Here is a 19,850-nt window from a genome sequence, read left to right on the forward strand (position 1 = left end):
CTGGCGGTGGGAGACCAACTACCACTGGGACGTCGCGTAGGGCCCTCCAAGGCCCCTGTCCACTCAACCCGGGATCGGCGACCTGCCCGGGTTCGCTTTGTGCTGGTGAGGTACTCCGCCCACCGCTGGGTCGCCATCGCCGAGCACATGACGCATGATCGTAAAGACTTGGTCTCGCGCGCAGGCAGCGTGCCGTAACCCAGCGGCGGAACTCGGCGGTCCACGAGGTCGTGGGCGTTGAGGAAGCGGTGGTCATTTGGCTCCTGACAGTCCGAATTGTCGGTCGACGTGGTGCCAACGCCGGTTGGCGCGCGTCGTCCGGACAGTGATGGTGTGCCTTGCCCTGGCGCTGGGACCGGGTGCGATCAACCCCGGACCGGCATGGGGGGCCGACGGGAACACCGTGATCAGTCTGACCTTCGACGATGGGCATGCCAGCCAGATGGCGGTGGCCCGGATGCTCCGGTCCCGGGGCATGTCCGGGACCTTCTACATCAATTCGGGGCTGGTCGGCGCGAGCCCGTACTACCTCACCTGGTCCCAGGTGCACCGGGTGGCCGAGGCCGGCAACGAGATCGGCGGGCACACGGCCCACCACGTGCCGCTGGTCGCAGGCACCAGCCGGCGCACCGCCGTCGCCGAGGTGTGCTCGGACCGCCACCAGCTGACCGAGCTGGCCCACGCGCCGGTGGCGTCGTTCGCCTACCCCGAGGCCGTGGTTCCGGGCCGCGGTGTGGAGAACCTGATCCGAGCGTGTGGCTATCGAAGTGCGCGGAATGTCGGAGGAGTGTTCAACCTGGACTGTCCTCGGTGTGCGTACGGCGAGAGCATCCCGCCGCGTGATCCCTACAAGCTGCGTACCGTCCCGGGGGTGACCGACCGGGTCGTCCCGGCGAGCCTGCAGGCCAGCGTGACCAATGCCGAGCGGCATGGCGGGGGATGGGTGATCTTCACCTTCCACGGCATCTGCGACAACCGGTGCACCGCGGCCGATTCGATGGCGACCAGGCCGTTCACCCAATTCCTGGACTGGCTCGCGACCAGGCGTGATCGGGGCACTGAGGTCCGGACCGTCGGAGACGTGGTCTCGAACGGCCGATCGGTGCCGCGAGCCCCGTTGCGCACCGCGATCCGCTGCGACTCCAAACCCTGCGCCGCCCGGCTCGGCGATCGCGGCACCGTGTCCATCAGCTTCGACCTCACCGGCGGCGGACATGCTCCGACAGCCACGTACTACACGACCGACGGCTCCGACCCTCGCACCAGTCTCACGACCCATCACTACACGCGCCCGTTCGTCGTGGTCACGAACGAGGTGATCCGGTACTTCTCACGAGATGTGGCAGGACGCGCCGAACCGACACAGATGCAGGAGGTGCGGGTCACGAGCGGGCCTGACGAAGCCGACGCGCCGACGGGAGTCGACGCCTTCCTGTGGTTGGGCGGGCTGCTGGTCTTGGGTATCACGTTCCTGGGCATGGTTGCGCGTCACCGGCAGTTAGCCCGATTCGGCTGACTGCGGCGTGACCGCGACGTCCGCGGTCCGGCTCTGACTGAGCAGACTCCTTCGTCCGGCGCGTGACGATGCCGCGGTCGACGCAACCCGCTGAGTTCCTGCCTGGGGTGGTCCATTCGCACATCAGCTGGCACGTGGACGAAGGGGCCAGATCCGCCGCTCAACGGCCCTGCGGGCGGCGCTGCCGCGCCGTCCTCGGGGCGTCGACCGCAGGAGGGCAGCGGTACCAAGGGGCTTCCACCCCTCTGGACCCTCGAACACGGAGCACCCTCGACGGCCAGCCGTTGACCTCGGGTCGTGTTCGAAGCCGTCGAGGCCGCCCTGGGGAGCGACGACCGCGGTCACTCTCGTCCCTCCGTACACGCCTGTGGTCGGCCAGGGCTCCGGCGGGCGCTGAGTACACATGGGGTAGGGAAAACGGAAAACGGCGGCAGACGCTGCGATACCTCTGAAGGTACAGCCGCAGGTCAGCCGCCGTTTCCGATCAGGCCGAGCGGGGCGTGTAGCCCCGACTGCTAGATGTCGTAGTACAGGCCGACACCGGGAAGGCACGCATCGAACCGTCGCAAAAGCGCAGGTCAGAGGCCCAGTCTGCAGCTCGTCTGAATGGGGGTAGGCGCGCCAGACCGGCGCTGATTCGGCGTGCCGTTGGGGGATTCCTGGGGGAAAGCAGTTCCCACGGATCCATCATGCGAGCCCGCAGATCCCATCGCTACAGCCCGAACGGACGGTCGCGGACCCCCTCGGCGGGCAGTGCGTGCCGGACCGTCTTGCGACGCGCACGAGGTGCTCGACCCGGCGAACGCGCGTGGGGAGTTGGGGCGACCGGGCCGCTCAGCCCTCGACAACGTGACCGTGCGGCCGCCCGGGGTCGTCGTACACCGGTGACCCCTGACCGGCCCGCAACGACTCCAGTTGCGCGCACACCGCCGCTCCGTAGAACAGCGCGATCGACGACAGCAGTGCCCAAAGCAGCAGCGCGAAGACGCCGGCGAGAGGCCCGTAGATGCTGCCGAATGACGAACTGGCGTTGACGTACACCGCCAGACCGCCGGTCGCGAGCATGGCCAGCAGCACGGCGACGCCGGAGCCGAGCGCGAGCCAGGAGAGTGCCGGTTGTCGACGCCGCGGTGCATGGTCGAGCAGGACGGCAATGGTGATGACGAGGAGGACCACACCGACCGGCCAGCGGACCACATTCCACACGTCGACGGTGGTGCGGGACCACCCGTAGTCACGCGCCATCGCGTCCGCAAACGCTCCGCCGGCGACGAGCAGCACGAACCCGGTTCCGACCGGTCCGGCGAGCAGGGCCGTGAAGACCGCGGCACGGCCGTACTTGCCCAGCGCCGGCCGGTCCCGCCGGATGCCGTAGATCCGGTTGGTGCCGCGCTCGATCTGAGCCATGGCCGTGGTCATTGAGACCAGCGCGAATGCCAGGCCGAACCCGAGGGCCAGCTCGCCGGCCTCCTCGCTGCTGTCCTCGCCCGTGACCGCGCTCGCCAGCGCGTCCGACTCGCCCTGGCCGGGCGAGACCGCCTCGATGGTGCGCGCCACGACGCGCGCCGGCCGTTCCTCGTCGAGGTCGGCGGCCAGGCCGGTCAGCGCCAGCAGGAACGGCACGACGGCCAGGCAGGCCTGCAGCGCGAGCGCGCGGCTGTTGGTGAAGCCGTCGCCGTACCGGAAGCGAACGAAGGCTCCGATGGCGACGCGCCGCAGCCCGAACCGTCGGGCGAGGTGCCAGGCGTCCTCCGCGTCGAGCTCCTCACCGTCCATCTCCGTGGTGACGGGGACGGTGCGCGCCGTGGTCATGGCGAGCAGGCTACGGGACCGCAACGGTGCGCGAGTGGCATGGGACACGCTCGGCGGCTACCCGGAACAGCGGGCCGGCGTCAGATCGTGCGCCGTCGACATCAGATGGGCGAAGGACTCATCGGTGAGCGCGGCTGGTGCTGCTGCGGTCCTCGGGAGACGGCTGGGCACCCAACGCTGCGGCGCACGGATTTCGCTGTCGCAGGGCGGGTGGCGGCATACGCTGCTGCCACTGCCGTCGCGACCACAGGAGGCCGCCGTGCCCGTTCTCAACGGCCGCGAGTGGGGCGCCCTCCGTGTCTGCTCCGGGGCGTTTGCGGTGCTGGTGGCGGCGGCGCTGGCGCCCTCGTCGGCGAACGCGGACGCGCCGCGTGGTCGAGCGGCTGCCGGGAAAGTCGTGTTCGCCTCGGCGCTCGACCCATCCCTTGGCGCTGCGCGCGCGGGCTACGCGCGTCTGTCGGCCGACGGCCGTGTCGTCGCGTTCGACGCGGCTGTGCCCGCGTCCTCGGTGCCGACCCAGGCGTACGCTCGCGACCTTCGTTCCGGTTCCCCCGCGCAGTTGGTTTCCGTCGCCGTCGACGGCGGCCCCGCGGACGCGGACGCCCGCGTGGCGTCGGTCTCGACCGATGGGAGGTTCGTCGCGTTCTGGTCGGCGGCAACGAACCTGGTTGCCGGTGACACCAACGGCGTGTACGACGTGTTCGTCCGCGACCGGGTCGCCGGGACGACCAGCAGGGTGTCGGTCGGGTCGGCGGGGGAGCAGGCGACCGGCGACAGCACGGCCGGGTTCATGTCGGCGGACGGGAACCGGGTGGCGTTCATGTCGAAGGCGGACAACCTGGTCCCCGCGGACACGAACCGCAGAGGCGACGTCTTCGTGCGTGACCTGACCGCCGGAACCACCCGTCGGGTCTCGCTCGCCCCGGGTGGGGCGCAGTCCGCGTGGCCGTCGCATGTCACGTCGATCTCTGCGGACGGCGACCACGTGGCGTTCATGTCCACCGGCTCGGACTTGGCGGACCCCGACTCGGCGCACCGGTACCTGGTCTACGTGCACCATCTGCGGTCCGGTCGCACTGAGATTGCCTCGGTCGACCGGCATGGTCGGCTGCCGGACGGCCGGTCACTGGGCGGGTCCCTGTCCGGGAACGGCAGGTTCGTCGCGTTCGCCTCCAGCGCGGACGACCTGGTGTCCAGTGATCCGGGCCGGGACACCGACGTGTACGTCCGCGATCTCAAGCGCGACCGTAACGAGATTGTCTCGGTGCGCCGGGACGGCAGCTCGGTGAACAAGGCATTCAGCTCATTGGTCTGGGACGGCGCTCTCTCCTACGACGGCCGCTTCGTCGCGTTCTCCTCGTCGGCGCGCCTGCTGCCGGGTCAGCCTCCTGGCAACTTCATCCGCGATCGCCGCACCGACACGACCACTCGGGTTACTTCAGGGGGTGACCTGCGGCTGGCCGGGGTCGCCCGTCGCGCCTCCTTCACCTCGGGCCGGGTACTGGTCGACGCAGACACTGACGGCCTCTCCGACGTGTACGTGACGTCCTTCCGCTGACCACGGGCCAGGACTTTCGCGGCGGGTGTCGGGGCGTGTCGCATCCCTGTCGAGCGGCCCGCGGTTCGCTGGGGGCGGCGACGTCGCGGCTCAGTCCCGGCAGAACCTCCGGGGAGTCCGAGACCGCCGAGGCCCACCGCAGTCCAGCGAGGTGCCGGCGCGGCGGCTCATCAGCTCAAATGCTTCGGCTCTCGACCGACCAACATCGGCACCCATGACGACCGCATCCACGGCACGTCGGCCGACGCCGTCACCCACGGCGGAAACGATGCGGTCATCGGAATCCCCCGCGCAGGGCGCGGCCCAGGTTCCGCCGCAGGGACTTGCGGTGGCTCTTCGCGAACGGGTCACCGGTCTTCTGGCTGACCCCGGTCGCGATGTACTCCGCGACGAATCCCCGGCAGCGTGAGGGCGGACCTCGGCTTGTAGGCGCGGCGGGTCGCCGGCACCGCGGTGCGCCGGCCAGTCGGCGCGGCGCCCAGGCCAGCGAACCAGGCCAGCGCCTCCTCGCGCAGCCACAGGTTCCGGGCAAAGCCGGCCTTGGACCGGGGAAAGGCGGCGGTGTAGTTGTGGGTGCGGGCGGCGTCCAGCGACAGGTGGAGGGCGGCCGCGACGTGGTCGATGGTCCAGATCGCTCGGTCGGTCGCGGCGGGACCGACCCGGTGGGGTCCACGCGCGCCGCCGGTGGATGGCGGCCGGCACCGCCCGGCCGTGTCCGCGGGGCTCCGGCCAGCGGACGCGTGCCGAACCCGGGTGCCGCAACGACGACGGCCCCCGCTGGGGGAATCCTGGGGGAATCCTCCGCGGGGGCCGCGCGAACCTGCAGGCCAGGGGCGGTTTCCGCCCCGACCGTCAGATGTCGTAGTAGAGCTCGAACTCGTGCGGGTGCGGCCGCTGCTGCACCGGCGCGATCTCCTGCGTGCGCTTGTAGTGGATCCACGTCTCGATCAGGTCCGGCGTGAAGACATTGCCGGCGGTGAGGAACTCGTGGTCCGCCTCGAGCGCGTCGAGGACGGCACCGAGCGAGGTCGGCACCTGGTCGATCTCGGCCATCTCGTCCGGCGGGAGCTCGTAGATGTCCTTGTCGATCGGGGCGGCCGGCTCGATCTTGTTCTTGATGCCGTCGACACCGGCGAGCATCAGCGCCGAGAACGCGAGGTACGGGTTCGCCGACGGGTCGGGGAACCGGGTCTCGATGCGCTTGGCCTTCGGGTTGCTGCCCGTGATCGGGATGCGGACCGACGCCGACCGGTTGCGCGAGGAGTACACCAGCGAGATCGGGGCCTCGAAGCCCGGCACCAGGCGGTGGTAGGAGTTCACCGTCGGGTTCGTGAACGCCAGCAGCGACGGGGCGTGCTTGAGGATGCCGCCGATGTAGTAGCGCGCCATGTCGGACAGCCCGGCGTAGCCGACCTCGTCGTAGAACAGCGGGTCGCCGTCCTTCCAGAGCGACTGGTGCACGTGCATGCCGGAGCCGTTGTCACCGAAGATCGGCTTCGGCATGAAGGTGACCGACTTGCCGTTGTGCCAGGCCGTGTTCTTGATGATGTACTTGAACTTCATCACGTCGTCGGCGGCGCGGAGCAGCGTGTCGAAGCGGTAGTTGATCTCCGCCTGGCCGGCCGTGCCGACCTCGTGGTGCGCGCGCTCGACGAGCAGGCCCGAGGCCTCGAGGTTCTTCACCATCTCGTCGCGCAGGTCGCTGTAGTGGTCGTACGGCGCGACGGGGAAGTAGCCACCCTTGAAGCGGGTCTTGTAGCCCAGGTTGTCGCCCTCGGCGCCGGAGTTCCACCAGCCCTCGACCGAGTCGATGTGGTAGTAGCCCTCGTTGGCGTCGGTGGAGTAGCGGACGGAGTCGAAGATGTAGAACTCCGCCTCGGGAGCGAAGTACGCCGTGTCCGCGATGCCCGTCGTCTCGAGGTAGGACAGCGCCTTGCGGGCGATGTTGCGCGGGTCGCGGGAGTAGGCCTCGCCCGTGATCGGGTCGTGGATGAAGAAGTTCAGGACCAGGGTCTTGGCGGTCCGGAACGGGTCGATGAAGGCGGTGGTCGGGTCCGGGAACAGCGCCATGTCGGACTCGTTGATGGCCTGGAAGCCGCGGATCGAGCTGCCGTCGAAGGCCAGACCGTCCTCGAAGACGCTCTTGTCGAACGACGACACGGGGACCGTGAAGTGCTGCATGATGCCCGGCAGGTCGCAGAACCGGATGTCGACCATCTCGACGCCCTCGTCCTTGACGTACTTCAGCAGCTCTTCGCTGTTTGCGAACATTCGTCCTCCTGCGGCCGCGGGTCGCGGCCATGAATCCATCACATGTGTCAGGTGCGGCGCTGCACCACTGATCCGCAACCTACGGAGATGCGGTTTCTCGACCGTATCCGGTTTGTTTCGTCCATGTAACAGACCTCTGGACCGCTCGGGCGGTACGGCGACCCGCGGAGCGGCTCGGTAGGTTGACGCCGTGAACACCGACGCGCCGTACCCCGGTCAACGGCTCGGCGTGCCCGCCGACGGACCAGGCTCCGTGGCGTCCTGGGGCCGGCGGCTCCTCGCGCTGGTCGTCGACTGGGCGGCGTCCCTGCTCGTCGCCGGCCTCGTCTTCGGACGCGAGGTCTGGGGCCAGGACTGGCAGGCGTGGATGCCGATGGCGGTGTTCCTCGTCGAGGCGAGCCTCCTGACGGCGCTGCTCGGCGGCTCGTTCGGCCAGCTCGTGCTGCGACTCGGCGTCGCGCGGCTCGACGGCAGGCCGGTCAACCTGCTCCAGGCGCTCGGCCGGACGGCGCTGATCTGCCTGGTGGTGCCGCCGCTGGTGTTCAACCGCGACAACCGCGGCCTGCACGACCTGGCGTTCGGCACGGTCGCGCTGCGGCGCTGACGGCCGGCGGTCAGGGGCGCACCAGCCGGAGCTGCGCCACGTCGAGGTAGCCCGTGCGGAACCCGGCCTCGCAGTAGGCGAGGTAGTACTCCCACATCCGCCGGAACCGGTCGTCGAAGCCGAGGTCCGCCACCCGCGACCAGCTGGCGCCGAACTTCTCGCGCCACAGCCGCAGCGTGTGGGCGTAGTGCTGACCCATCCCGTCGACCCGGTCGAGCGCCAGCGCTGTGTGCGACGTGAGCGTCTCCTCGATCGCCCGCACCGACGGGAGCAGGCCGCCCGGGAAGATGTACTTGTGGATCCAGGTGTAGGTGTCCCGGGTCGCGAGGTAGCGGTCGTGCTCCATCAGGATCGCCTGGATCGAGACGGCACCGCCGGGGGCGAGGAGGGCGTCGATGGCGCCGAAGTAGGTCGGCCAGTACTTCTCGCCGACCGCCTCGATCATCTCCACGCTGACGATCGCGTCGAACAGCCCGGTCTGGTCGCGGTAGTCGCGCAGCGCGATCTCGACGCGGTCGCCGACCCCGGCGGCGTCGACGCGCTGCTGGGCGAGCGCGGCTTGCTCCGAGGAGATCGTCAGCGTCGTGACGTGCGCGCCGCGGCGGGCGGCCCGGATCGCGAGTGTTCCCCAGCCGGTGCCGATCTCCAGCACCCGGCTGCCCTCGGTGACGCCGGCCTGGTCGAGGACGGCGTCGATCTTGCGCAGCTGCGCGGCCTCCAGGTCGGGAAGGGCCGGGTCGGTGTCGAGGGAGTCGAACAGCGCCGAGGAGTACATCATCGACGGGTCGAGGAACGCCGCGAACATCTCGTTGGAGAGGTCGTAGTGCGCCTCGATGTTCCTGCGCGCGCCGGCGACGGTGTTCTCGGGGTTCAGCCCGCGGGGCAGCACCGCGTGCCGCATCTTGTAGAACACCGGCTTGATCAGGCTGGTCATCCGCTCGGCGAACGGCGCCAGCGCGTCGGCGAGGTCGGTGCCCGGCGCGGCGCGCCACTCGCCGGCCATGTAGGCCTCGCCGAGACCGATCATCGGGCTCTGCGCGAGCCGGGCGAAGAACGCGTCCGGCTCGTCGATCACCAGCGTCGGCGCGCCCGGTGCGCGGGCGCCGTACACCTCACCGGTGGCGAGCCGGGCGGTCACCGGCATCGGCTTCAGGATGCGGGCCAGGACCCGCTTGGCGATCGCGCCGCGCAGGCCGTAGGTCGGGGCGGGAGCGAGCGCCTGCGAAGCGTTGGGGACAACAGGTGCGAGGGACGTCATGCCATGCCTTCCGGTGCTTCGTGCGGCCGCCGCGGGATGACCGGGAGGCGGCGCAGCCAGAGCCTGATGCCGTGCCAGCGGATCAGCGCGGACACGCGGTGGGACGGGAGCGGGTTGCGCGCCACGGCGGCGAGCGTACGTCGGGCCGTGGCGGGCGACAGGGGGCCGTCGACGGAGGCGGTGAACACCGTCTCGTCCTCCTGGCTCAGCGAGATCGCGACGGCGACCCGGTCGCCGGTGAGCCGGGTGCGGATGTCGTAGCGGCCCTCGACGGTGAAGAACGGCGAGACGTAGAACTCCTTGTCGACCGCGGCCGCGCCGTTCTCGACGGCCAGCGGGTAGCAGTGCCGCTCGCCGTAGGTGTTGTGCACCTCGGCGAGCACGCCCTCGACCCGGCCCTCGGCGTCGAGGCAGAAGTACGTCGTCAGCGGGTCGAACACGTAGCCCAGCGACCGCGCGTTGGCGAGCACGAGCACCCGGTCGGCCGACCAGCCGAGCCCCTGCGCGTCGAGGAACGAGCGCACCTTGGCCAGGAGCGGCCGGTCGTCGCCCGCGGCGAAGTGGTCGACGGCGCGGATCGACGCCAGCGGGCGCAGCCAGCGCGGGAAGGCCGCATCGGGCGCGGCCGCGTCGACGAGCCACATCGTCGTCCGGTGCGCGAACTCGTAGCGGAACGGGCGGTTGCGGCGGTGCCGCACGCGCGCCCGGACCACCGCGGGGGTCGGGCCGGCCGTCACCAGGAGGCCCCCAGCGCGCGAGCGGCGTCGACGCCCGAACGGCAGCCGTCCTCGTGGAAGCCCCAGCCGTGGTAGGCGCCGGCGAAGGCGAGCCGGTCGTCCTTCAGCCCGGCCAGCCGCCGCTGGGCGGCGACGCTGGCGGGGGAGTAGGTGGGATGCCGGTAGGTCATCGTCGCGACGACGTCGTCCGGGGCCGCGCCCTCGTCGGGGTTGAGCGTGACCAGCAGCGGGTCGGCCTCGGGGTGCGCTTGCAGCCGGTTCATCCAGTAGGTGACGCGGGTCCGGTCGGTGAGCGTGTCGCAGTCCTCCAGCCGGTAGTTCCAGCTCGCCCGCGCCCGGGCGTGCGCCGGGAGGAAGGACGTGTCGCGGTGCAGCCAGGTGAGGTTCGTGGAGTAGCCGAACGTGCCGAGCACGTCCTGCTCCTCGTCGCCGGCGTCGGTGAGCAGGTCGAGCGCGATGTCGGCCGGAGTCGCGATCACGACCTTGTCGAAGCCGACGTGCTCGGTGGGCCCGCCGCCGGCCGGCTGGACGTCGAGCTCGACCGCCTCGGGCTTGCGGCTCACCGCGACGACGCGGTGCCCGGGCCGGACCGCGTCGAGCCGGCTCGTGATCGCCTCGACGTACGACCGGGAGCCGCCGACCACGGTGTGCCAGGTGGGGGCGTCGCCGAGGGTGAGGAAGCCGTGGTGGTCGAGGAACGCGAAGAGGTACGCCGCGGGGTAGGCGAGCGCGTCGGCGTGACCCATCGACCAGACGCAGGAGACGACCGGCAGGGCGTAGTGGGTGACGAAGTGGGTGTCGAAGCCGTGCTGCTCGAGGAACTGCCCGTAGCTCAGGTCGGGGTCGGCCGGGCCGTCGAGCAGCGCGCGGGCCTCCTTCTGGAACCGGCGCACGCCGAGCAGCAGCCGCCAGAACGTCGGGTCCACGGCCCGGCGGCGCTGCGCGAAGATGCCGTCTGCGCGGGTGCCGCCCTTGTAGCTCAGCCCGCAGCCCTCGCAGCTGATGCTCATGCTCATCTCGGTCGGCCGGGTCTCCACGCCGAGCTCGGCGAACAGCCGGCGTAGCAGCGGGTAGGTCCGGTCGTTGAGCACGATGAAGCCCGAGTCGACGGGGACGACGCGGCCGTCGGAGAGGGGTACGTCGTGGGTGTGGGCGTGCCCGCCGAGACGGTCCTCGGCCTCGAAGAGCGTGACGTGGTGGCTCGGCTGGAGCAGGTAGGCGGCGGTGAGGCCGGACACGCCGGCCCCCACCACGGCGACGCGGGGGCGGGCGTCAGGGGTCGTCATGCACCGGGTTCGTGGTCGGCGGTCCCGGGGATTGGTCCGTCGACGACCTCGAGGCGGACCCGTTTGTTGCCCTTGCCCTTCGACTCCGTGCCGGTGACGCGGACGCCGCCGACCTCGGAGGTGTCGAGCACGTGGGTGCCGCCGTCGGCCTGCTTGTCGAGGCCGACGATGTCGATGACCCGCAGCGGGTCGATCTCGCGGGGGATGAGGTTGGCGCTGGTGCGGATCAGCGCGTGGTCCTCGTCGGCGACCTCACGCCCGACGAACTCCACGAGGATGCGGTGCGCCCGGGCGATCTCCTGGTTGATCCGGGCCTCGACCTCGCGTCCGAACTCGGCCGACATCGACGGCAGTGGGAAGTCCAGACGGCCCCGGCCGGGGTCCATGTTGCCGCCGGTCACCGCGACCTGGTGGTCGGCCCAGATCACCCCGCAGAGGATGTGCAGCGCCGTGTGCGTGCGCATCGTGAGGTGGCGGCGCTCCCAGTCGAGGAGACCCTCGACCGTGGCGCCCGGGTCGGGCAGGCCCGCCTCGGGGTCCAGCCAGTGCCAGATCCTGCCCCGGTCGCGGCCCACCTTGGTGACCGCCGCCTCGCCGTCGCCCCAGCGCAGCGTGCCGAGGTCGTGCGGCTGACCGCCGCCGCCGGGGTAGAACGCCGTGCGCGCCAGCAGCACCCGGCCGCCCTCGACGTCGACCTCCTCGACCTCGGCCTCGAAGTCGCGCATGTAGGCGTCCACCGCGAACAGCTCCCGCGCGGCCAGCTCCGCCGGCGCGTTGTCGGGGACCGGCCGGTCGGCTCGTCCGGGTACCGCCATGGTCCTGCTCCCTCCGTCGCCACTTGCTGCCCGTTCCGCCCCTCGGGCAAACGCCGTCGACCCCGGCGGGTCGTTACCGCCCGTCAGGACGGCGCCGTACGCTTCAGGAAGACCCTAGGCCCGAAGGGGGAGCTGCATGCGTTCCCAGCGCGTCATGACCCGCGTCCTGTCCGGCGTCGCCGGATCCGTCCTGCTGCTGACCGTGGCGGCGTGTGCCGGCGATGGCACCGGCACCGCCGAGGACACGCCCGGCAGCGACACCGCCTCGTCGGCCGGCGTCGAGGAGTCGCCCGCCGCGGACGACACCGCGGAGTCGCCATCGGCGGACAGCGAGACCGAGGCGGAGGGTGGCTACGACTCCGCCGAGCTGCTCGACGCGATGAAGGCGGCGATCGCTGACGCCGAGTCCGCGCACGTGACCATGGAGGTCAACGGCAACGGGCAGCAGGCCATGACGGGCGAGGGCGACGTCTCGTACGCCGGTGACTCCACCGCGATGCAGATGACGATGTCGATCCCGCAGATGGGCACCGGCGAGATGGAGATCCGGATGCTCGACGGCGTGATGTACATGGCGATGCCGCCGATGACGCCCAAGGGCAAGTTCATCAAGATCGACACCAACGACCCCAACAGCCCGCTCGGTGACCTGAGTGGGGTCACGACCGGCGATCCGCTGGCGACGTTCGACGCGTTCGACGCCGGTCTGCAGGACGTCGAGTACGTCGGTGCCGAGAGCGTCGAGGGCGAGCAGATGGACCACTACATCCTCACCGTCGACGCCAAGAAGGCCGCCAAGGCTCAGGGCCAGAAGTGGCAGCAGGGGATGCCCGACACCATCTCCTACGACATGTGGCTCGACGACTCCGACCTGATGCGTCGCATCGAGTTCGACATGGGCGCGATGATGGGCCAGTCCGGCGGCACCGGCGGCATGGTGATGACGATGTCCGACTGGGGCAAGCCGGTCTCGGTCAAGGCCCCGCCGGCCAAGGACCTCATGGAGATGCCGGGGGCACCCCAGAGCTGACCGGGCCCAGCAGCGCGGGGAGCACGTCCTCGACGCTGCGCCGGAGCAGCCGCACCGGCGCCGCGTCCAGCGCCGCCTCGTGCCAGAGCAGCTGGACCGCCCGCGTGGGGGTGCGCCCGGCGACGTCGAGCGCGACCTCGACCGTGCCGGGACCGCCCGCGCCGCGTGGGGCGACGGTGACGCCGAGGCCGGCCGCGACCAGCCCCGAGGCGGTCGCCAGGTCGCGGCACTCGTAGCTCGGCTCGACGTCCACGCCGACCTCGGCGACGAGCGCCTCGGTGATCGTGCGCATGCCGTAGCCGTCGGCCATTCGCACCAGCGGCTCGCCCTGGATCGCGGTCAACGGGACCGGCGCGTCCGCGCCGGCGAGCCGGTGCTCGGCCGGGACGACCAGCACCAGCTCCTGCTCGCCGAGCACCTCGCTGGTGACGTGCGGCCGCTCGACCGGCGCCGGCAGCGCGACCAGCCCGAGGTCGATCTCGCCGTCGGCGACCTGGCCGGCGAGCATGTGCGCGCCGCCCTCGACCAGGTCCACGCGGATCGCCGGGTGCTCGTCGTGCAGCTGCCGCAGCACCCGGGGCACGAGCTGGGTGCCCATCAGGTGCTGGAAGCCGAAGCGCACGAGCCCCCGCTCCGGGTCGACCTCGGCGCGGATCCGCCGGACCGCCGCCTCGGTGTCCGCGACGACCCGCTCGGCGACCGCGGCGAGCTGCTCGCCGTACCTCGTCAGCACGATGCCGCGCCCGTGCCGACGGACCAGGGGAGCGCCCACTTCGGCGGAGACCCGGGCCAGCGAGCGGCTGAGGGTGGGCTGCGCGACGCCGAGGATGGCGGCGGTGTCGGTGACGTGCCCGGTCTCGGCGAGGACGGCCAGCTCGCGCCAGGACCGGAGCAGCGACGACAAGTCATGCGTCATGGCTATGAGTGTGCCGTGTCTCATGCATTGGAGTCATGGTCGGGTTCCTGGCACCGTCGGACGGGTGAGCACGAGGACGCCCGCGACGGCCCCGACGACCGCCGTACCCGACCTCCGGCACCGGCCTGGGTCGCCGGGCTTCCGCCGGCTGAACCTCGCGACCGCGCTGGTCGGTCTGGCCGGCTTCGGCCTGCTCTACGCCACCCAGCCGGTGCTGCCGGAGCTGAGCGCGGAGTTCGACGTACCGGCCGCCACCGCGAGCCTGAGCGTCTCGGCGACCACCGGCGCGCTGGCTCTGCTGGTCGTCCCGGCCACCCTGCTCGGGCTGCGGCTCGGCCGGGTGCGGCTGATCCGGGGCGGCCTGCTGGCGGCCGTGCTGCTCACGCTGCTCGCGGCGGCCGCACCGACGTTTCCGCTGCTCGTCGTGCTCCGCGGTCTCGGGGGAGCGGCCCTGGCCTGCGCGGTCGCGCTCGCGATGGGTCACGTCGCCGCGGAGGTGCATCCGCGCGGGCTCGCCGCCGCGATGGGCCTGTATGTCGCTGGCAACTCGCTCGGCGGCGTGGGCGGGCGGCTGGTCACGGCCGGCCTGGCCGACCTGGTCTCGTGGCGCTGGGCCATTGGCGGGCTCGCCGGTGTGGCGCTGCTCGCCGCGCTCGCCGCGTGGTGGCTCCTGCCCGACCCGCAGCCGGTGACCTCCGAGCACGCCCGGGGCGAGCGCGGCTTCGGCGTCCTGCTGCGCGACCCCGCCGTGGCGGCGGTGCTGGTCGTGCCGTTCGTGCTGATGGGCGGCTTCGTCGCCACCTTCAACTACCTGACCTACCGGCTGGCCGCCCCGCCGTTCGCGCTGCCGCCCGCCGTGATCGGGCTCGTCTTCGTCACCTACCTCTCCGGGTCGGCGTCGTCGGCGGCCGCGGGCTCGCTGGCCGGCCGGATCGGCCGCGGGCCGGTGCTGCTCGGCGCGCTGGGCGTGATGGCCGTCGGGGTCGCGCTCACCCTGCCGGACACGCTCCCGACGCTCGTCGTCGGGCTGGTCCTGCTCACGGCCGGCTTCTTCGCCGCGCACGCGGTCGCCAGCGGCTGGGCGCCGGTCGTCGGGAGCGCGTCGCCGTCGCGGGCGAGCGGGCTCTACGTCGCGGCCTACTACGCCGGCGCGAGCGTGCTCGGCTCGCTGGCCGGGCTCGCCTGGGACGGCGCGGGCTGGCCGGCGGTGGCCGCGACGGTCGGCGGACTGGCCGCGGCGGCCGCGCTCGCGGCGGCGTACCTCTGGCGGGTCAGCGCCCGCGCATGTTCTGCCGCGCGCCCTTGAGGTTGGTCGGCATCGGGCCCTTGGGCAGCGGGATGTTGGACCGGTTGGCGTCGAGCGCCCGGAGCCGCGAGAGAACGTCGGTCATCTGCGCGCCCTTGAGGTTGCGGCCGAGCTTGGTCACGTGGCGGGTCAGCTTGGAGATCGGCACGGCGCCGGGGGTGCGGCTCGGGTCGCCGACGAGGACCTCGTGGATGGGCGTCTCGGAGACCACCCGCTCGTGCTTGCGGCGCTCGGTGGCGATCAGGGTCTTGAGCCGGTTGGGGTTGCCCTCGCCGATGAGCACGATGCCGGGCGGGCCGACGACCCGGTGCACGATGTCCTGGTTCTTGTTGAACGCGATCGCCGGGTCGGTCTTCCAGCCCCGCTTGAGCATGCCGAGCGCGGCCGCGGCGGCGCCGGGCTGGCCCTCGATCTGGGCGTACGCCGCCCGCTGGGCGCGGCGGCCGAACACCACGAGCGCGGCCAGCAGGCCGATCATCACCGCGGTGACGAGGTCGAGGATCCAGTCGCCGGGCAGGAAGAGGAACAGCAGGTAGCCGAGCGCGGCCGCGACGACGAACACCCCGAGCAGGACGAGCCCGATCTTGGGGTCGGACTTCTTCGTCATCCGGTAGCTGGCCGCGATCTGCTTGATGCGGCCCTGCTTCTCGGGGGCGGTCGGGTTGTCCTTCTTGGCCATCGGCTGGGTGCCTCTCAGCGGGTGGTCGAGCTCGTCGAGACCACCTCGGGTTGTTCGGGTGGAGCGCGGGTCAGTGTACGGGGCTGCTGATCGGCAGCGGCATGCCCTCGGGCTCCCGGCCCTCCCGGCGCGCGACGGCCTGCTGGTAGAGCCGGCCGGCGCGGTACGAGGAGCGCACGAGCGGCCCGGACATCACGCCGGCGAAGCCGATCTCGTCGGCCTCCTGCTTGAGCTCGACGAACTCCTCCGGCTTGACCCACCGCTCGACGGGGTGGTGCCGCACGGAGGGACGGAGGTACTGGGTGATCGTCACCAGCTCGCAGCCCGCGTCGTGCAGGTCGCGCAGCGCCTGGGAGATCTCCTCGCGGGTCTCGCCCATGCCGAGGATCAGGTTGGACTTGGTGACCAGGCCGAACTCGCGGGCGGCGGTGAGCACGCCCAGCGACCGGTCGTAGCGGAACGCCGGCCGGATCCGCTTGAAGATGCGCGGCACGGTCTCCACGTTGTGGGCGAGCACCTCGGGGCGCGACTCGAACACCTCGGCGAGCAGGTCGGGCTTGCCGTTGAAGTCGGGGATGAGGTTCTCCACGCCGGTGCCCGGGTTGAGCTCGTGGATCGCGCGGACCGTCTCGGCGTACAGCCAGGCGCCGCCGTCGGGCAGGTCGTCGCGGGCAACGCCGGTGATCGTGGCGTAGCGCAGGCCCATCGTCTGCACCGACTCGGCGACGCGCCGCGGCTCGTCGCGGTCGAGCGGCTCGGGCTTGCCGGTGTCGATCTGGCAGAAGTCGCACCGCCGCGTGCACTGGTCGCCGCCGATGAGGAACGTGGCCTCGCGGTCCTCCCAGCACTCGAAGATGTTGGGGCAGCCGGCCTCCTGGCACACCGTGTGCAGGCCCTCGGACTTCACCAGCCCCTGGAGCTCGCGGTACTGCGGACCCATCTTCGCGCGCGTCTTGATCCACTCGGGCTTGCGCTCGATCGGCGTCTCGCTGTTGCGCACCTCCAGCCGCAGCAGCCGCCGCCCCGCGGGCTCGACGGCACCGCTGGAGGAGCCGGTGCTGGTGGGCTGGGTGGGTGCGTGAGTCACCCGACCATGCTACGCCGCGGGCCAACCCCGATTCGTCCGTGGTCACCCCGCGTGGGACGGACGCGGAAGTGCGGACGAATCGGGTGGGGTCAGGCGACGTCCCGCCGGGAGAACACCAGCCACGACACCAGCAGGGCCAGCAGCAGCACGCCGCCGAGGTACGCCGCGCCATGGCCCAGCGACAGCTCGTAGGAGCGCTGGCAGCCTGCGAGACCGGGGCGGCAGGGAAGGTTGTCGTCGAAGACCCGGGCGCCGTCGTGGATCCAGGCCAGCGCGTTGTTGGCCAGGCTCCACTCGCCGGCCCGCTGGAACGGCAGCGCGAAGACCAGCGCCTCGCCGCCCACGACGTACGCGAAGAGGAGCGCGACCGTGCCGACGGTACGGCGCAGCACGACCGTCACGGCGTACCCGCCGAGCCCGCCGCACGCGGCGATCACGATGCCGCGCAGCGCGGTCCACCTGACGTCCCAGAGCACCCGGTCGGGCGTGCTGATGCCGCGCGCGTCGGCGACGAGCGACAGCACCGCCCAGAAGCCGACGACCAGCACCGCGGCGACGACGAGGCCGCTGAGCAGCACGGCGAGGCCCTTGGCCGCCCACACCGTCGTCCGGCGCGGCACGAACAGCAGCTGGTTGCTCATCGACCCCGTGGTGAAGTCGGCGCCGACGAAGGTCGCGCCGGCGATCACCAGCAGTGACGTGACGATCACGATCAGCGCGGTGCCGCGGCCGTGGACGACCTTGCCGAGGTCGAGCGTGGCCCGGGGCACGAAGTTCTCCAGGCGGGGCACCAGGAAGTCCGCGCACTGCTCGCTGGTCGTGCCCGGACCGAAGAACGCCTCGGGGTTGTCGCGGCAGTCGTCGACGTCCTCCTGCAGCTGGGGGTCGTCGAGCGCCTGCTGCAGCTGGGCCTCGGCCCGGGCCCGCTCGGCCCAGGACACCGGCCGGGTGTCCCAGAGCGCGGTGGCGGCGAGCAGCACGGTCAGCAGCGTCGCGACCAGCACGAGCATCGCGACGGCACGACGGGAGCGGTACCGGTCGAGCTCGACCGCGAGGAGCCTCATCGCCGGTCCTCCCCGTGGTGGTCGCCGTCGTCGGTGTCCTCGGTGTCGTCGAGGTCGCCGGGGAGCGGACCGCTGGCCCCGCCGAGCGTCACGTCGCGGGTGAGCTGCAGGAAGACGGACTCGAGGTCGCCGCGGACCGGCATGAGGGCGCGGACGTAGTGGCCCCGGTCGGCCAGGGCGCGGGTGATGTCCTCGGGGTGCTGGGCGCCCTCGACGTCGAGGTGGTCGCCGGCGCGCGCGACGTGGTAGCCGGCTGCCTCGAGGATCCCCGTGGCCGCGTCGGGATCGGCGACGTACACGCGGACGACGGAGAGCGTGTTGTCGCCCACCAGGTCCGCGACCGGCCCGGACGCGAGCAGGTGGCCGTTGCCGATGATCGACACCGAGTGGCAGACCTGCTGCACCTCGGCCAGGATGTGCGAGCTCAGCAGCACGGTCACGCCGCTCTCGCCGAGGCCGCGGATCATGTCGCGGATGTCGCGGATGCCGGCCGGGTCGAGGCCGTTGGTGGGCTCGTCGAGGATGAGCAGCTCGGGCTGCTTGAGCAGCGTGGCCGCGATCGCGAGCCGCTGCCGCATGCCGAGCGAGTAGCCGCCGTACCGGTCCCGGTCACGGGTGTCGAGCCCGACCTGCTCCAGCGCCGCGTCGACGGCCGTGCTGGGGATGCCGAGCGGCCGGGCGAGCAGCTGGAGGTTCTTGCGGCCGGAGAAGGTCGGCACGAACTTCGGCTCCTCGACGACCGCGCCCACCCGGTCCATCACGGCCGGGAGCCGCGCGGGGACGGTCTCGCCGAACAGCCGCATCTCGCCGCGGTTCGCGCGGGCCAGGCCGAGCAGCATCCGGATCGTGGTGGTCTTGCCCGACCCGTTGGGCCCGAGGAACCCGTGCACGCCTCCGGCGGGGACGACCAGGTCGAGGTCGTCCACGGCGACCACGCGCCGGCCGGCCCGGGTCCGGTACACCTTGCGCAGGCCCGCGGTCTCGATGACCGCGGTCGCGTCCGCTGTCACGCTCACCCGTCCACCCTGTCGCACCGGCCACGGCCAGGTCGCACCGACACGCCCCGCCGGGCCGGGACGGCTCAGCGCAGGGCGGCAGCGGGGTCGATCAGGCGGACCCGGCCCGGCTCCGGCTTGGCGGCGTAGTCCGGGGTCGGGTCGAACGGCTCCCACGCGAGCAGCGCCCGCAGGTGCTTCTCCGCCACCGGCGCGACCTCCTCGACGGTCACGTCGCGGCCGAGCTCCTTGCTCAGCGACGTCACGCCGGCGTCAGCGATGCCGCAGGGCACGAACGTGTCGTACCAGCCGAGGTCGACGTCGCAGTTGAGCGCGAAGCCGTGCATCGTCACGCCGCGGCTGACCCGGATGCCGATCGCGCCGATCTTGCGCTCGGGGCCGCGGTCGTCCTCCGCGAGCCAGGCTCCGCTGCGGCCGGGCACGCGGGCGGTCTCGACGCCGAAGTCGCGGCACGTGGCGATCAGTGCCTCCTCGATCCGGCGCACGTAGTCGACGACGAGCACGTGGTCCGGCAGCCGCACGATCGGGTACCCGACCAGCTGGCCCGGGCCGTGGAAGGTGATCTTGCCGCCCCGGTCGACGTCGATCACGGGGGCGCCGGGCACCACCGGGCGCTCGTGGTCGTCGGTGCGCTTGCCCGCCGTGTAGACCGGCGGGTGCTCGAGGAGCAGCACGACGTCGGAGCCACCGTCGGCGACGCCCGCGTGGACCTCGCGCTGCAGCTCCCACGCGGCGACGTACTCCACGGCGTCGTCGCCGAACCCGACCACCCGGAACTCCAGATCGCTCACGTCCCCGAGGGTACGCCGCTCCGTGGAGCCGTCTGCGGTGCGTCCGCCACGGCCATGCCACACAATGGGACCCCTCGGTCCGGCAGTCCGCGAGAGAGGCCGCA

17 protein-coding genes are annotated in these 19,850 nt (G+C 71.8%); 5 read left to right on the forward strand and 12 right to left on the reverse strand.

Annotation, left to right across the window (positions count from 1 at the left end):
* Window positions 1-403 precede the first annotated feature (403 nt).
* On the forward strand, window positions 404-1,516 hold the full coding sequence (locus ETU37_RS21130; protein WP_165372628.1) for a polysaccharide deacetylase family protein: 1,113 nt from the start codon (window positions 404-406) through the stop codon (window positions 1,514-1,516).
* An 834-nt stretch (window positions 1,517-2,350) separates the two neighbouring features.
* On the opposite strand, the gene ETU37_RS21135 is transcribed toward ETU37_RS21130, so the two are convergent.
* Entirely contained in the window at window positions 2,351-3,328 is a 978-nt protein-coding gene (locus ETU37_RS21135; RefSeq protein ID WP_129989314.1) for a YihY/virulence factor BrkB family protein, read from the reverse strand.
* A 259-nt stretch (window positions 3,329-3,587) separates the two neighbouring features.
* Here ETU37_RS21135 and ETU37_RS21140 point away from each other — a divergent pair, with 259 nt between their 5' ends.
* On the forward strand, window positions 3,588-4,886 hold the full coding sequence (locus tag ETU37_RS21140) for a TolB family protein (RefSeq protein WP_129989315.1): 1,299 nt from the start codon (window positions 3,588-3,590) through the stop codon (window positions 4,884-4,886).
* Between the two features lie 852 nt (window positions 4,887-5,738).
* Here ETU37_RS21140 and glnA read toward each other — a convergent pair.
* Window positions 5,739-7,157 (reverse strand): type I glutamate--ammonia ligase, encoded by a 1,419-nt coding sequence (glnA, locus tag ETU37_RS21145; protein ID WP_129989316.1) that lies wholly within the window; start codon window positions 7,155-7,157, stop codon window positions 5,739-5,741.
* 190 nt (window positions 7,158-7,347) lie between these two features.
* Between glnA and ETU37_RS21150 the strand changes: the two genes are divergently transcribed.
* The gene (locus ETU37_RS21150) at window positions 7,348-7,761 is read left to right on the forward strand and encodes an RDD family protein (RefSeq protein ID WP_129989317.1); all 414 of its coding nucleotides are present in this window, start codon (window positions 7,348-7,350) and stop codon (window positions 7,759-7,761) included.
* A gap of 10 nt (window positions 7,762-7,771) precedes the next feature.
* Here the strand turns inward: ETU37_RS21150 and ETU37_RS21155 are convergent, their stop codons facing one another.
* Genes ETU37_RS21155 through ETU37_RS21170 form a run of 4 tightly spaced genes read right to left on the reverse strand, consistent with a single transcriptional unit; the run spans window position 7,772 to window position 11,857 of the window.
* Window positions 7,772-9,019, reverse strand: a complete 1,248-nt coding sequence (locus tag ETU37_RS21155; protein WP_129989318.1) for an SAM-dependent methyltransferase — start codon at window positions 9,017-9,019, stop codon at window positions 7,772-7,774.
* Window positions 9,016-9,756 (reverse strand): DUF1365 domain-containing protein, encoded by a 741-nt coding sequence (locus tag ETU37_RS21160; protein ID WP_206054105.1) that lies wholly within the window; start codon window positions 9,754-9,756, stop codon window positions 9,016-9,018. The genes ETU37_RS21155 and ETU37_RS21160 overlap by 4 nt, the downstream gene beginning before the upstream one ends.
* Window positions 9,753-11,042 (reverse strand): NAD(P)/FAD-dependent oxidoreductase, encoded by a 1,290-nt coding sequence (locus ETU37_RS21165; RefSeq protein WP_129989320.1) that lies wholly within the window; start codon window positions 11,040-11,042, stop codon window positions 9,753-9,755. The genes ETU37_RS21160 and ETU37_RS21165 overlap by 4 nt, the downstream gene beginning before the upstream one ends.
* A complete protein-coding gene (locus tag ETU37_RS21170; RefSeq protein WP_129989321.1) occupies window positions 11,039-11,857 on the reverse strand; it encodes an alanyl-tRNA editing protein in 819 nt (272 codons plus the stop codon). The genes ETU37_RS21165 and ETU37_RS21170 overlap by 4 nt, the downstream gene beginning before the upstream one ends.
* Window positions 11,858-11,993: 136 nt before the next feature.
* Between ETU37_RS21170 and ETU37_RS21175 the strand changes: the two genes are divergently transcribed.
* Complete coding sequence (locus ETU37_RS21175) at window positions 11,994-12,887, forward strand: SCO4651 family lipoprotein (RefSeq protein WP_129989322.1); 894 nt, start codon at window positions 11,994-11,996, stop codon at window positions 12,885-12,887.
* Here ETU37_RS21175 and ETU37_RS21180 read toward each other — a convergent pair.
* Window positions 12,856-13,803: a LysR family transcriptional regulator gene (locus ETU37_RS21180; protein WP_165372629.1), complete on the reverse strand. Its 948-nt coding sequence runs from the start codon at window positions 13,801-13,803 to the stop codon at window positions 12,856-12,858. The genes ETU37_RS21175 and ETU37_RS21180 overlap by 32 nt on opposite strands.
* 64 nt (window positions 13,804-13,867) lie before the next feature.
* Here ETU37_RS21180 and ETU37_RS21185 point away from each other — a divergent pair, with 64 nt between their 5' ends.
* Entirely contained in the window at window positions 13,868-15,109 is a 1,242-nt protein-coding gene (locus ETU37_RS21185) for an MFS transporter (RefSeq protein ID WP_165372630.1), read from the forward strand.
* Here the strand turns inward: ETU37_RS21185 and ETU37_RS21190 are convergent.
* From ETU37_RS21190 to lipB, 5 genes are all read right to left on the reverse strand, one after another.
* Window positions 15,075-15,788 carry a DUF4191 domain-containing protein gene (locus tag ETU37_RS21190; protein WP_129989325.1) on the reverse strand — a complete coding sequence of 238 codons (714 nt, stop codon included), beginning with the start codon at window positions 15,786-15,788 and terminating at the stop codon, window positions 15,075-15,077. The genes ETU37_RS21185 and ETU37_RS21190 overlap by 35 nt on opposite strands.
* A gap of 70 nt (window positions 15,789-15,858) precedes the next feature.
* Window positions 15,859-16,875 (reverse strand): lipoyl synthase, encoded by a 1,017-nt coding sequence (lipA, locus tag ETU37_RS21195; protein WP_420819122.1) that lies wholly within the window; start codon window positions 16,873-16,875, stop codon window positions 15,859-15,861.
* 89 nt (window positions 16,876-16,964) lie between these two features.
* The gene (locus ETU37_RS21200; RefSeq protein ID WP_129989326.1) at window positions 16,965-17,939 is read right to left on the reverse strand and encodes a hypothetical protein; all 975 of its coding nucleotides are present in this window, start codon (window positions 17,937-17,939) and stop codon (window positions 16,965-16,967) included.
* Window positions 17,936-18,955: an ABC transporter ATP-binding protein gene (locus ETU37_RS21205; protein WP_240755869.1), complete on the reverse strand. Its 1,020-nt coding sequence runs from the start codon at window positions 18,953-18,955 to the stop codon at window positions 17,936-17,938. The genes ETU37_RS21200 and ETU37_RS21205 overlap by 4 nt, the downstream gene beginning before the upstream one ends.
* A 65-nt stretch (window positions 18,956-19,020) precedes the next feature.
* A complete protein-coding gene (gene lipB / locus ETU37_RS21210) occupies window positions 19,021-19,746 on the reverse strand; it encodes a lipoyl(octanoyl) transferase LipB (protein ID WP_206054106.1) in 726 nt (241 codons plus the stop codon).
* Window positions 19,747-19,850: the final 104 nt, after the last annotated feature.

Origin of the sequence: Nocardioides iriomotensis, assembly GCF_004168035.1 — a bacterium.
Taxonomy (GTDB): domain Bacteria; phylum Actinomycetota; class Actinomycetes; order Propionibacteriales; family Nocardioidaceae; genus Nocardioides_B; species Nocardioides_B iriomotensis.

Bases quoted from the DNA above. Each gene is read 5' to 3' on its own strand.
- ETU37_RS21175 (WP_129989322.1), top strand. From the start codon at position 11,994: ATGCGTTCCCAGCGCGTCATGACCCGCGTCCTGTCCGGCGTCGCCGGA.
- ETU37_RS21165 (WP_129989320.1), bottom strand. From the start codon at position 11,042: ATGACGACCCCTGACGCCCGCCCCCGCGTCGCCGTGGTGGGGGCCGGC.
- ETU37_RS21135 (WP_129989314.1), bottom strand. From the start codon at position 3,328: ATGACCACGGCGCGCACCGTCCCCGTCACCACGGAGATGGACGGTGAG.
- ETU37_RS21170 (WP_129989321.1), bottom strand. From the start codon at position 11,857: ATGGCGGTACCCGGACGAGCCGACCGGCCGGTCCCCGACAACGCGCCG.
- ETU37_RS21190 (WP_129989325.1), bottom strand. From the start codon at position 15,788: ATGGCCAAGAAGGACAACCCGACCGCCCCCGAGAAGCAGGGCCGCATC.
- ETU37_RS21155 (WP_129989318.1), bottom strand. From the start codon at position 9,019: ATGACGTCCCTCGCACCTGTTGTCCCCAACGCTTCGCAGGCGCTCGCT.
- ETU37_RS21200 (WP_129989326.1), bottom strand. From the start codon at position 17,939: ATGAGGCTCCTCGCGGTCGAGCTCGACCGGTACCGCTCCCGTCGTGCC.
- ETU37_RS21180 (WP_165372629.1), bottom strand. From the start codon at position 13,803: ATGACGCATGACTTGTCGTCGCTGCTCCGGTCCTGGCGCGAGCTGGCC.
- glnA (WP_129989316.1), bottom strand. From the start codon at position 7,157: ATGTTCGCAAACAGCGAAGAGCTGCTGAAGTACGTCAAGGACGAGGGC.